Below are 12,986 nucleotides of genomic sequence, written 5' to 3' on the forward strand. Positions count from 1 at the left end.
TGGTTCAGGTCGTCCGCGTAGAATTCCACCCCTCACAAGCCGGAAAGCACCATGACGGATCAGCATCCACGCGACGATGGCAGCGAGCGCAGCCTGTCGCTTGCCACCCTGGCCATCCACGGCGGCCAGTCGCCGGACCCGAGCACCGGCGCGGTGATGCCGCCGATCTACGCGACGTCCACCTATGCGCAGTCCAGCCCGGGCGTGCACCAGGGCTTCGAGTACTCGCGCACCCACAATCCCACCCGCTTCGCCTACGAGCGCTGCGTGGCCGCGCTGGAGGGCGGCAGCCGCGGCTATGCATTCGCCTCGGGCATGGCCGCGACCTCGACGGTGATCGAACTGCTCGACGCCGGCAGCCACGTGGTGGCGATGGACGACATCTACGGCGGCAGCTTCCGCCTGTTCGAGCGCGTGCGCCGGCGCACCGCGGGGTTGGACTTCAGCTTCGTCGACCTGACCGACCCGGCCACGCTGGAGGCGGCGATCACGCCGAAGACGAAGATGGTGTGGATCGAGACCCCCACCAATCCGATGCTGAAGATCGTCGATATCGCCGCGGTCGCGGCCATCGCCAGGCGCCATGGGCTGGTCGTGGTGGTGGACAACACCTTCGCCTCGCCGATGCTGCAGCGCCCGCTGGAGCTGGGCGCGGACATCGTCGTGCACTCGGCGACCAAGTACCTCAACGGCCATTCGGACATGGTCGGCGGCATGGTGGTCGTCGGCGACAACGCCGGACTGGCCGAGCAGATGGCCTTCCTGCAGAACTCGGTCGGTGGCGTGCAGGGCCCGTTCGACAGCTTCCTGGCGCTGCGCGGGCTGAAGACCCTGCCGCTGCGGATGAAGGCGCACTGCGCCAACGCACTGGAGCTGGCGCAGTGGCTGCAGGCGCATCCGGCCATCGAGAAGGTGATCTACCCGGGCTTGCCGTCGCATCCGCAGCACGCGCTGGCGAGCCGGCAGATGAGCGGCTACGGCGGCATCGTGTCCATCGTGCTCAAGGGCGGTTTCGAGGCCGCCAGGCGCTTCTGCGAACGCACGCAGCTGTTCACCCTGGCCGAATCCCTCGGTGGCGTGGAAAGCCTGGTCAACCACCCGGCGGTGATGACCCATGCCTCGATTCCGCCGGTCCGCCGCCAGCAACTGGGCATCAGCGATGCGCTGGTGCGCCTGAGCGTCGGCGTGGAGGATGTCGAGGACCTGCGTGCGGACCTGGAGAACGCGCTCGATGCATGAGCTCAGCGGGCGCCGCATTCTGGTGACGGGCGCCTCCGGTTTCGTCGGCAGGCATCTGATGGCCTCCGCGGCCTTCGCCGGTGTCGAGTTCGCGACCCTGCAGAGCGTGGACATCCGCGACCGGCCGGCGCTCGAGGCCGAGGTCGCTTCGATCAGGCCCGATCATGTCGTCCATCTCGCGGCGCAGAGCTTCGTGCCGCGGTCCTTCGAGGATCCCGCCGGAACCCTCGAGGTCAACCTGATGGGAACCTTGAACCTGCTGCAGTCGCTGGACAAGGCGGGTTTCTCCGGCCGTTTCCTGTATGTCAGCTCCGGCGACGTGTATGGAGCGGTGGATGAATCGCAACTGCCGGTAAAGGAGGAACTCCTCCCCGCGCCGAGGAATCCCTACGCGGTGTCCAAGCTGGCGGCAGAGCAGCTGTGCCTGCAGTGGCATCGATCCAACAGGCTTGATGTCGTGGTCGCCCGCCCGTTCAACCATGTCGGTCCCGGCCAGGACAGTGCATTCGTGGTACCGGCGCTCGCCGCGCAGGTGGTGGCGATCGCGCAGGGGCGGGCCGCGCCGGTCATCAGCGCCGGGGACATCGACGTGACCCGGGATTTCACCGATGTCCGGGATATTGTTTCCGGCTATGCCAGCCTGCTGGGTGCCGGCGCCCCTGGAAGGGTCTACCAGCTCTGCAGCGGGGTCGAGCGCAGCGTCCGCGGGATCCTGCAGCAGCTCCTGGCATTGAAAGGGGTGGACGCCCGGATAGAGCAGGATCCTTCCAAGTTCCGCCCCGCGGAACAGCGCCGGATGGTGGCGGACAACAACCGGGTATCGCGCGATACCGGCTGGCTCCCCGCCGTCCAATGGGAAACGACGTTGCAAGACATTATTGAAGAAATGGAGAGCAGGACGTGATTATCCGCGGAAATTCGGCCCTCATTACGGGAATCACCGGCCAGGACGGAGCCTACCTGGCGAAACTGCTGCTGGAGAAGGGGTATTCGGTCAGCGGCCTGCTCGCGCGGAGAAGTACCGATACGCTGTGGCGCCTTCGCGAGCTGGGAATCGTCGACGACGTGAAGTTCATCGATGGCGACCTGACCGACCTGTCCTCGCTTATCCGCGCGATGCAGGCGTCGGGCGCGCACGAAGTGTACAACCTGGGTGCGCAGAGTTTCGTCGGCACTTCCTGGCAGCAGCCGCTGCTGACCTCCGACGTGGACGGCCTGGGCGCCCTGAGGGTTCTCGAGGCGGTGAGGCTGGTGAATCCGCAGGCGCGCTTCTACCAGGCATCCACGAGCGAGATGTTCGGCCTTATCCAGGCGGAGCGCCAGGACGAGTCGACCCCGTTCTATCCGCGCAGTCCCTATGGCGTGGCGAAGCTGATGGCGCACTGGGCGACCGTCAACTACCGCGAAAGCCATGGCATGCATGCGTCGAGCGGCATTCTCTTCAACCACGAATCCCCGCTGCGCGGCATCGAATTCGTCACCCGCAAGGTGAGCCACGCGGTGGCGTCCATCAAGCTGGGACGCCAGAAGCAGCTTCGGCTCGGCAACATCGACGCCAAGCGCGACTGGGGATTCGCCGGCGACTATGTCGAGGCGATGTGGATGATGCTGCAGCAGGACGTACCCGATGACTACGTGGTGGCCACCGGCATCACGTCGACCGTCAGGGAAATGTGCCAGATCGCGTTTGCCCATGTCGGACTGAACATGGAGGACCATCTGGTCATCGATGAGAAGTTCATGCGGCCGGCGGAAGTGGATGTCCTGCTCGGAAACCCCGCCAAGGCCCAGGCCAGGCTCGGCTGGAAGGCGACCACCTCGCTGCAGCAGCTCATCGAGATGATGGTCGAGGCGGACCTGCGCCGCATCGCCGACGGTCGCGGCTGAGGTGGGCAGCTGGTCCCGGAGGGGCGCGTTGCCGCGATGCGCCGCCGCTGACGCGGGCGCCGCGGCGGGTGCCTCGTCCGTCTGATCGGCAAGCTTGAAGGGGGATCCTGCGATCCCCCTTTTTTGTGGCCGAAACCGGGTGTGCATTCCCCCGCGGGAGCCGGCGGCGTGGAACGGTGAGGGTCCGCGGACCCCCACGCGAGCCGGATCAGGGCCCCGGGCGCGCCGACTGGCAGGCCCGTACCCCGGCCCCGTCCGGCATTGCATCGCGGATCTCCTGGATGCGCTTCCTGTAGTTCATGCCCACGGTGCGGTAGCTGACGCGCGAGCGGACGGTGCGCGAGGCCTGCTTCCCGAGTTCGCGTGCGCGATTCCTGTCCAGGTACAGCTCGGACATGAACCTGGCGGCCTGCTCCACATCCGCGTCGGCCCACACCTGGCCCGCTGCGAATGGATACTCGCCGTCCTTTACCGGAATGAGCGAGAAATCGGTGAGCAGCGCCGACTTGGCGTCCATGAAGTCGAGATTCCCGGAGTATCCCGTGCAGATCAGCGGCTTTGCCAGGTACATGGCCTCGGCCAGTCCGCGTCCGTAACCCTCCGAACGATGAAGCGAGACGAAGCTGTCGCAACAGCGCACGAGGTTCTTGATCTCGTTGTCGCTGATCGTCTTGTTGATGAACGTTACTCGGCCGCGGAGCGGGCTGAGCGTATTCTGCAGGCGCTCGAACGCCGCCGGATCGGCTTCCGCGCCATTGGTTTTGACAACCAGGTGCGAGTTGGCGGCAGGCAGCGCCCGGCAATGCTGGAGGAACGCATTCACCACCGCATCGGGATTCTTGCGGGCGGCGAACGAGCGGAAATCGAAGAAGAACAGAAACGCGAATGCACTCTCCGGGATGCCGAAATAGCGGCGGGAGAGCATCGACGAAAGCGTCACTTCGCAGGCGACCGGAAGGTGCCGGGTGATCGCCTGGGTGTGGCCGTTGATCGAATCGAAGATGAACCCGGAAGGGCACCATACCTCGTCGAACCGGTCCAGGGCCCCGATCCAGGGCTCCGGGAAATGCGACAGCTCCCAGTTCGGGTAGAGGATGTTGTAGGAATCCGCCGGCAGTTTGAGCAGCGACAGCGCGTTGTCGACCTCGTCGGCGTTGAGGTGGAATACGTTGATCCGCCCAAGCGTGTCGGTCAGGGCGGGCCCGAACTCGCGTTCCGCGTCATGTTCCGGCTTGAAATGGCCGTATACATCCAGCAGGCGCGGAGCAAGGGCAACGGAGCGGAACGCGCGATACGAACAGCGCAGGCTTTCGCCGCAGCCGATGGGCGCGAAAGGGTGTCCAATCAGGACGATGTCGGATCCGTGGCTCATGTCTTCAACCGGGGAAGGAGGTCTTGCGCTCGACCAGGTGCTCGGCTTCCAGCGCGTTCAGGTGGGCCTGCAGGAAGGAGTGGCCGAACCGCTTGTCGGGCTCCAGGTATGCGCCCTCGGCCCATTCGTTCCATGCGTTGATGAACACGATCTGCTCGTCGCCGCTGTACTGCTGCCGGGTGCGCTTCACCGAAGTCTCGAGCCATGCCTGGAATGCACCCGGGCTGGAGTGCTCGAAGCTGTAGCTGTTGTTCTGTCTGCGCGCGGTGTTGTCCCAGCCCGGCATGACGCCCATGAATCGCTTGTAGGCGGGAAGCTCGCGGGTGGCGTAGCGCACGGCCAGGTCGCGATAGTCCGCGACCGCGCCGGCGAAGTTCTGGTTGATGATCTCCCCCGACGGCTGACGCGGTTCCGCCATGCCCTGCGGCGGGAACTCGACGGCGGCATCGCATCCAAGGTCTTCCGGATGGATGCCTGCACTGGCCAGTTCAAACGACTCGACCTGGGCCAGGTAGATCTCGCCGATGCCGTTCTCCCGACAGTACTTGCGCCACAACGAAGAGGTGCGGGCAAAGTCGGGGAACAGTGTCACGCGATACACCAGGAGCAGCGGCTTGCCATTGATGCGGATGTAGCTCGGGCTGCGGAAATAGCGGGCCAGATCCTCGATGACTGCCAGATCATCCTCGTCCGAATGCTGCTGGGCCATCAGCACGTCCTGCTCCTGCCCATCCCAGCGCCGGGTCCAGTTCTCGTTGGCCCAGCACAGGCAGAACGGGAAGTCCGGTTCGCCCGACGCAAGCATCTGTTCGATCGGCCGCTCCAGCAGCCTGTGGCCCGCGAACCAGTAGTAGTAGAAGCAGAAGCCACCAATTCCGTAGCGGCGCGCCAACTCGGCCTGCTTGCTCATCACTTCCGGCACGCGGAGATCGTAGTAGCCGAGATCGGCGGGGATCCTGGGCTGGTCGTGGCCCACGTAGTTCGGGCGTGCCTTGGTGACGTTGGTCCATTCGGTGAAACCTTCGCCCCACCACAGGTCGTTCTCCGGGATCGGGTGGAACTGCGGGAGGTAGAAGGCGATGGTGCGGACCTGCTGCATCGCATCCAGCTCCTCGCGCCACTTCTCGCTGAAGACCCCGAGGTTGCGGGTGATGCAACTGAGCTTGTAGTCACTGGGCAGCGAGTCCGAGGTCACGCTCAGGTGGTGGACGACTTGCGCCGCCGCGCAGAACACGATCCGCCTGCCGCGCTTGCGCAACTGCATGCACAGGTCCGAGTCCTCGCAGTAGGCGGGCGCCAACTGGTCATCGAACCCGCCGAGCGCGACGAAGTCGTCGCGCCTGACCAGCAGGCAGGCGCCGGAACAATAGTCCACGTCGCGGTCATACGAGTACGCCGCCTTGTCGGGCAGGCTGTTCAGGCCGATCATCTCGGCGGTTCCATCCTGGTGGAGGCGGGTTCCCGCGTCCTGCAGCCAGCCGCTGGGGTAGATGATCTTCGGGCCGACGGCGCCGATCCGGGGATCGGAACCCAGGCAGGTCCACAGCGCCTTGAGCCAGCCCTGCTTCACCTGCACATCGTTGTTGAGGAAAAGAATGGCCTTGCCGCTGGCCTGCGCGGCGGCCCGGTTGCAGTTCCGCAGGAAGCCCAGGTTCTCGGCCTGCCGCACGAAACGGATGCTGGCGACGCGGGATACCACGAGCGCGGACGCGTCGGTGGAGGCATCGTCGGCGACGATGATCTCGATTGTCGGCCCCGACGGATCGTGGCACTCCGCGATCGATGCAAGGCATTCAAGCGTGTGGGCGGCATGGTTGTATGCCGGGATCACGATGCTGACGTCGGGTGATTCGACCGGGGCGGGCAGTTTCAGCTGGCCGGCGATCTTCTCCAGGTCGCGGCCGCTGAAGTCCAGCATCCCGACGGCAGCCGGGGCCCGATCTTCCCGGGCATGGAGCGCTTCGGCGATCCTGCGCTTCACGTCGCCGTAGTCCCTCCATTCCGTCACGCCATCCGCGACGTACAGGGCGGACGCCGGACCGGGTGCCTCCAGTACCTGGGGATGCGCAACGGGCGCATACGCGTGGACGTCCGCTCCGTGGGTCGCGACATGGGCTTTCCAGCGCCTGTACGCATTGGTCCGCGAGAAAAGCAACGGGAAGCTCCCGAACAGCGCATTCTTGACCGCCAGCTTCAGGCGCATGGAAACCGGCAGCCTGCGGTACAGCTTGCGCGTGTGTGTCGTCGCGCCCTCGACGGACGTGCGCAGCGCTCGGCGGGCAAACGCCTTCGTGGTCCTGAGCGGGCGGGTGATGCGCCAGCTTGCCGAGTTCCTTGTCGACTCCAGATCCGCGGCGACGCTCTCCAGCTGCTGCTGCAGGGCGGTGGCCGTGGCATTGGCCGTGATCAGCGCGGAGGACGCCTCGGCAAGATTCAGTGCCTGCTCCTGCAGCCGGCTGTTGCAGGATGCGAGCTCGCCATCGCGGCGCCCGGCTTCATGCTCCACTTCCTCGAGCCTGCGTTGCAGGGACTCGCGCTCGTGCTGGGCGCTTTCGAGATCGGCCTTGCGGCGGGCCAGCGTTTCAACCACCCCGGCGGGCAGGCATGTCCGCGTGCCATGCAGGATGGAGGTGATGTCCGGGGTGGATGCGAGCACATACGCCTCGTACTGCGCGAGCGTGAGCGGCCTGGCCAGCTTCCCGCGGACCTCGCTCTCGAATGCGGCATCGAAGTCGAGGTAATCGAGGATGTCCGATGCGGTCACGACCATGCCCAGTTGCCGCAGGCAGGCGCGGAAAAGCGTCGGTACGTGCAGAAGCTCGGTCTCGGCAGGCTCCGCCACGCACGTGACCGAGGCCAGACTCACGTTGAAGGCGCGGAACATGAGGTAACCCAGGCTTATGGGGTGGAGCAGCTCCCATTCCTGGTCGAAAAAGGCCCACTCGCCGTCGGCGGTCCGGATCAGGTTCCTGGGTATCGCATCGATCAGGCTGCCCGGCAGCTCCGTCCGCAGTGGAATCCGGTCGATGCTGCCGAGGACGGTGTTTTTTTCCCGCAATGCGTCAAGCCACGCACGCAGCCAGCCCGCCACGTCATCGGCCTTCCAGCCGTGGCGGCTCAGGACCAGGTCGAGCTCATCGCCCCAATGCCTGCCGAGCACATAGGGTTCGGTGCGCGATGCATGGGCAATCAGGGATGATGATGCGGCCGGCGCATCCTCGATCAGCGGCCGCCGGCAGACCTCGATCGAACCGGAGTGCTGCTGGATGGTGGTCGCGGTGGCGTAGCGCGGACTCCGTTCGACGGCATAGTGGTGCGCCAGGATGCCGGGCGCAAACCGTGCGAAGCCTGGGGACTCCGGGGTTGCCTGCGCGAGCACCAGGAACGAATTGGACAGGTCCGCGAGCAGGCCGTTGCGCCGCGCCACCGAGAAGGCCTGGCTGGTTGAGAACAGCAGCGGATGATTGAGCTGGCGGTCGCTGCGGGTGGCCTGGCCGGCAAGCGTCGCGCTGTCGAACTGCGCATTGCCGTCCCATCCCGCGGGAAGGATCAGGTTGCTGGGCAGCTTGTAGTCGGGAAATGGCAAGGCGAATTCGCAGGCGCTGAAGCCCGCGGCCAGGATGCGGTCGGACAACTCGCGGCGGCCGAATGTCACCACGCCGTCGGCTGCATAGTGGTCCTGGATGCCCTCCATGGCGCGACCGAGGTGGTCCTCGTGCATGCCGGCGAAGTACTTCAGGCCCAACTGGTTCTCGATCGCGACTATGAGCAACCCGCCTTCGCCCAGCAGCGACCTTGCCTTGCGCAGGGTGGTCGCGATGCCATCGGGGCCGGACGAATACTTGCGGGCATACTCCAGCACCCCGATCAACGTCACCACGTCGAACCGTTGTCCTTCGGGGAGCTCGTCGAAGCGGCTGTTGACGACGGTGACGTTGTCCAGGTCACGGCAGCGGCTCGCGGCGATCGTGGCGCGTCGCTGGCTGCCTTCCAGTGCCAGGAGCCCGCATCCAAGCTCACCGAGATACCTGCTGATCGCACCGCAGCCGGCGCCGATTTCCAGGACCCTGCGACCCTCGAGAATCGGCTGCAGCGGGCGCAGCAGGTTGGCGCGTACCGGGCTCAGGTGGTAGGTGGATGCCCAGTCGGTCCGGTGATCCGACAACTCCTCCGAAAACAGCGAGACATCACGGCTGCTGGCGATGGCATCGGCGATCCTTTCCTCGACCTCGTCGCCGTCGGTGTAGTCGAAGCCCGCCGCCGGTCCGCGCGACCATACCCTCGAGTCGTCATTCCTGCGCAGGCCAGCGCGGCCCAGGAAATCGGAGTAGTTGTTGTTGGTAGTCAAGACCGTAGTTCCTTGATGCTGAAAGTCATCGGTAGCTTGGTGAAGCCGAAGCACTCGTCGTCCGTGACGGTGAAGTGTATGGAGTCATAGCGCCGGTCATGCGGGACGAGCTCCTCGCCTTTGCGGCTGGCCAGGCCGACCGATATGAAGTAATCGCCGGGACCAAGATTGCATTCGAAGTGGATATCCACCTGCATTTCCGTGCCTTCCGCGACCGAGGCGGGCAGGCCTGCGAAACGGGTCAGTTCCGAGTTTGTCCCGAAGACGGTGACGCCGTCCTTCGACTTGATCGTCAGGCCCATGATCGGGCGACTGATGGCGCGTTCGAACGATATTCCAAGCACCAGCTGCAGCGAAGTGCCCGCGGCGATGATCTGCGCCGCCTCGGCGCCATCGGCAAGCAGTCTGAAGTCGGCGATGCACGCGGCACCGTCGCCCCACCGGAACTCATAGGGGTTGTAGTGGGGCTGGTCGGCATAGCTGTTGCCCCGCGTTTCCAGCACGGGGGGGGGGCCGGCAGGCACAGGCTCCGTGGATTGAGGCGCCTGTCGCGCCGCGGGCGTGGATGCCGGCGGTTTGCCGAACAGCAGGTCCAGGTAGGTATGGACCACGTCCTTCGGCTGGCCACGCTGCCGCAGCTGCCCGCCCTCGATCAGGATGGCGTCATCGCAGTGACTGACGATCTGTTCCGTGGAGTGGGACACGAACAGGATGGAGGTTCCCGTTTCCTTCAATGCATCCAGCCGGGCAAAGCACTTGGACTGGAACTTGGCATCGCCGACGGCCAGGGCTTCATCGACGATGAGTATCTCCGGGTCCACCTGGGCCTGCACGGCGAATGCGAGGCGAACCATCATGCCGGAGGAATAGGTCTTGACCGGCCGGTTCACGAAGTGGCCGATATCGGCGAATGCCAGGATGGAGTCCATCCGTGCGTCGATTTCCTCCGGAGAGAGGCCGAGAATGGCGGCGTTGAGTCTGGCATTCTCGATGCCATTGAACTCGGGGTTGAAGCCGGAGCCGAGCTCCAGCAGCGCTGCGATCCTCCCGCTGACCTCGACCGTGCCCTGGCTGGGGGCCAGCGTGCCCGCGATGATCTGCAGCAGCGTGGACTTGCCGGCGCCATTGCGTCCGACAATGCCCGTTGTGTGGCCCCGCATCACTTCGAAGCTGATGTCGTCGAGTGCGACGAACTCCTGTATCGCGTCGTGGTCGGTCGCCAACTGCGGCAGCCCGACCTTCCTCAGGACAGTGTTCGCGCGAATGCCGAGCGCGTGGGTGAGGCGCTTCGCCGGATTCGAGTACGCACGGAATACCTTGCTGACATGGTTGACGCGCAGTGCGATCTCAGAGGACATCTGCGAATCCCTTGCGGGTGAACTGGAACCAGACGAACCCGAGGTAGCAGACAAGCGCCGATATGCCGGTAAACGCGATCAGCTGCTGCCAATCCGGCTGCAGGCCGAGTATGAGTATCCTGCGGGTCTGCTCGACAAGGAATGTCAGTGGGTTCAGATAGAAGAACGGACGGAATTTCTCCGGGATCGCGGTTATCGGGTAGAAGATGGGAGACAGGAACATCGTCACCATCAGCAGGTGCGCGATCAGTTGGCTGATGTCGCGGATGAAAACCCCGAGCGACGAGATGAACCAGGTCGCGCCAAGGGTAAGCAGGACGAGCGGGGTTGCGATGACGGGGAACAGCAGGACGGTTGCCGGTGGCGCTCCCTTGGTCACAGTGAATACCAGCAGCAGCAACGCGAGGCCGATCATGAGCTGGAACAATCCGCTGATTACCGTCACCGGTGCCGATATTTCCAGGGGGAATACGATCTTCTTGACGAGATTTGGATTGCCGGTGATCAGGTGGGGCGCGCGCGACAGGGTTTCGGAGATGAAGCCGAATATGATCATTCCGGTGAAAAGCATCAGCGCGAAATCCAGCGGGTGATCGAGCCCGCCGCCCCAGCGCATGCGGAATATCTCGCTGAAGACGAACGTGTAGATGGCCAGCATCAACAACGGGTTGATCAGTGACCAGAAAACCCCGAGTACCGACCCCCTGTACTTGCTCTGCACCTCGCGCTTGGCCAGTGCACGGATCGTGGCGCGGTGGTGCCAGATCGATGCGGAAAGCGCCAAGGGGGATATGGATGAAGTGGATGTGGGTCCTGAACGGAGCATTAAGTTACTGTCCTGGGCTGGCGTAGCCGGCGTCTGTCCCGATGGGCCTTGTATCGGCGCGTTCAAACGATGAATTATAGGCGAGAACCGCTTGCGCATCGTGCGAAGGAGATGTGATGCAGGTTGCAGATGAATCCAGGCGCGGTTTCGATGGCATGTCATCGCTGCAGGCGGTGATGGATGCTTTGTCGCCGGTGGCGCTGATGCTTGAAAAGCAGGCGTTCGACCAGGGGCGGGCGTTCGGCTATTGCAGGGGATGCGGCATCTGGAGCTGGTTCGTCCAGCCGCTCGAGGCGGAGGGCTGGGCGAACCTTTCCGAGGGCATGCTGTGCGCATGTGGCCTGAACGGGAGGATGCGGGGTGTGCTTGCCGTCGTCGACGATGTGCTCGCACGCATGGATGCCGTGCCGGAGGCGGCTGTATTCGAGCGGCTCACGCCGATGTTCGGGCCCCTGCTCCGGCGGCTGCCCGGCATCACCGGAAGCGAGTTCCTTGGGATGCAGTACCGCTCTGGAGACATGGTCGAGCACGGTGGCCTGCAGGTGCGCCACGAAAGCATGGACGATACATCCTATGCAAGCGGTTCGCTGGGGTTGGTGATGCACTTCGATGTGCTCGAGCACGTGCCCGATCCGATGGCGGCGCTGCGCGAGTGCCACCGGATTCTAGTGCCTGGCGGCCGCCTGGTTTTTTCGACACCGTTCTATGAGGAGCTGACCATCTCCATCAGGCGCGCGTGGCTGCGCGATGGCGTGCTGGTGCATGACCTGCCCGCTGCCTATCATGGCAACCCGGTCGACGAAGGGGGAGCGCTGGTCTTCACCCAGTTCGGGCAGGACCTGTTCGACATGGTGGCGGCAGCGGGCTTTTGTGGCGTCGAGGCGCGGTTGGCGTTCAACCCCGTCGAGGGCGTGCTCACCAACGCATGTCCCTATCCGGACGGACATGCATGGCCCGTGGTTTTCGTCGCCGCCAAGCCAGCGGCCTCGGCCTGAGGCTCCGGGACGGCTTTCCGGCTTTTCAATTCAATTGTCGAGTTGCTGAGGGGTGGGGCGATGGAAGGACTGTGGCTGGATCAGGTAGATGCGGTCGCCCAGCTGGGGCGGCGCGCAGCGGGAGATGCGCAGCTGGAGGCCATCGGCTCGCGCATGATCAACGATGGGTTCGTGGTGCTCCCGGCAGCAATAGCCGGCGCCGAATGCGACGCGGTGGTCAACGACTACCGGCGCTTCATCGATGATCTCGGTGCCGAGGTGGAGCAGCACAAGGACGCCAGCGGGCGCTTGCTGCGGGTGGTCAATTTCCATCTGACCTCGGGGTCGGCCGCGAACATCGGGTGCAACCCGCGGTTGATGGCGATTCTTGATTTCCTGCTTGGCGACGAGGCCTCGGTCTATTCCTCGTTATATTTCGAGCATGGAAGCCAGCAGCCCATACATCGCGACTCGCCTTTCTTCGAGACCTTCCCGCGCAACCTTTTTTTCGGGATGTGGGTTGCGCTCGAGGACGTCTCGATCGATGCAGGTCCACTCATGTATGTTCCAGGCGGACATCGTTTTGATTGCGACCCCCATCGGATCTATGACGCCGTGGCGGCGCGCATGCCCGGAGCGGCGCGCGATGCGCTGATTAACGAATCGCTGGAACAGTATTACGGGGACGTGATCAGGGCCGCTTCCGGTTTTGGCACGCCGACGGTGGTGGCGCTCAAGAAGGGCGATGTCGCGATCTGGCACCCGCAGTTGCCGCATGGCGGCAGTCCCGCCCTGAACCCCGATCTGACCCGGCGGAGCATGGTTTTCCATTGTGTTCCATCTTCGCGTCAGGTATATCAGCACGACGTGTTCTTCGCACACCGCGGGCCGGTTCCGGCGCCGCGCTACGGCTTTACCAGGATCAATGACAGGAGCGTCGCGCTTTCAGGAGCGACGACGTTCCAGCATTGACATGCCCAAC

9 protein-coding genes are annotated in these 12,986 nt (G+C 64.5%); 5 read left to right on the forward strand and 4 right to left on the reverse strand.

The genetic code is table 11. The annotated features are described in order from the left end of the window. Window positions 1–51 precede the first annotated feature (51 nt). The 3 genes from F0P95_RS06305 to F0P95_RS06315 are packed head-to-tail and all read left to right on the forward strand — an operon-like array spanning window position 52 to window position 3,126. Entirely contained in the window at window positions 52–1,239 is a 1,188-nt protein-coding gene (locus F0P95_RS06305; protein ID WP_182336102.1) for a cystathionine gamma-synthase, read from the forward strand. Beyond that, the gene (locus tag F0P95_RS06310) at window positions 1,232–2,143 is read left to right on the forward strand and encodes a GDP-mannose 4,6-dehydratase (RefSeq protein WP_182336103.1); all 912 of its coding nucleotides are present in this window, start codon (window positions 1,232–1,234) and stop codon (window positions 2,141–2,143) included. Before F0P95_RS06305 ends, F0P95_RS06310 begins: the two co-directional genes overlap by 8 nt. Window positions 2,144–2,145: 2 nt before the next feature. Then, entirely contained in the window at window positions 2,146–3,126 is a 981-nt protein-coding gene (locus F0P95_RS06315) for a GDP-mannose 4,6-dehydratase (RefSeq protein ID WP_182336844.1), read from the forward strand. 208 nt (window positions 3,127–3,334) lie between these two features. On the opposite strand, the gene F0P95_RS06320 is transcribed toward F0P95_RS06315, so the two are convergent. Genes F0P95_RS06320 through F0P95_RS06335 form a run of 4 tightly spaced genes read right to left on the reverse strand, consistent with a single transcriptional unit; the run spans window position 3,335 to window position 10,988 of the window. Then, window positions 3,335–4,498 carry a glycosyltransferase gene (locus F0P95_RS06320; RefSeq protein WP_182336104.1) on the reverse strand — a complete coding sequence of 388 codons (1,164 nt, stop codon included), beginning with the start codon at window positions 4,496–4,498 and terminating at the stop codon, window positions 3,335–3,337. 4 nt (window positions 4,499–4,502) lie between these two features. Next, on the reverse strand, window positions 4,503–8,846 hold the full coding sequence (locus F0P95_RS06325) for a glycoside hydrolase family 99-like domain-containing protein (protein ID WP_182336105.1): 4,344 nt from the start codon (window positions 8,844–8,846) through the stop codon (window positions 4,503–4,505). Continuing rightward, complete coding sequence (locus F0P95_RS06330; RefSeq protein ID WP_182336106.1) at window positions 8,843–10,204, reverse strand: ABC transporter ATP-binding protein; 1,362 nt, start codon at window positions 10,202–10,204, stop codon at window positions 8,843–8,845. Before F0P95_RS06330 ends, F0P95_RS06325 begins: the two co-directional genes overlap by 4 nt. Beyond that, complete coding sequence (locus tag F0P95_RS06335) at window positions 10,194–10,988, reverse strand: ABC transporter permease (protein ID WP_232528875.1); 795 nt, start codon at window positions 10,986–10,988, stop codon at window positions 10,194–10,196. The genes F0P95_RS06330 and F0P95_RS06335 overlap by 11 nt, the downstream gene beginning before the upstream one ends. A gap of 158 nt (window positions 10,989–11,146) precedes the next feature. Here F0P95_RS06335 and F0P95_RS06340 point away from each other — a divergent pair, with 158 nt between their 5' ends. Then, the gene (locus tag F0P95_RS06340) at window positions 11,147–12,025 is read left to right on the forward strand and encodes a class I SAM-dependent methyltransferase (protein WP_182336108.1); all 879 of its coding nucleotides are present in this window, start codon (window positions 11,147–11,149) and stop codon (window positions 12,023–12,025) included. 60 nt (window positions 12,026–12,085) lie between these two features. Beyond that, window positions 12,086–12,976: a phytanoyl-CoA dioxygenase family protein gene (locus tag F0P95_RS06345; protein ID WP_182336109.1), complete on the forward strand. Its 891-nt coding sequence runs from the start codon at window positions 12,086–12,088 to the stop codon at window positions 12,974–12,976. The last annotated feature ends 10 nt before the right edge of the window (window positions 12,977–12,986 follow it).

It is taken from the genome of Stenotrophomonas acidaminiphila (assembly GCF_014109845.1).
Taxonomy (GTDB): domain Bacteria; phylum Pseudomonadota; class Gammaproteobacteria; order Xanthomonadales; family Xanthomonadaceae; genus Stenotrophomonas; species Stenotrophomonas acidaminiphila.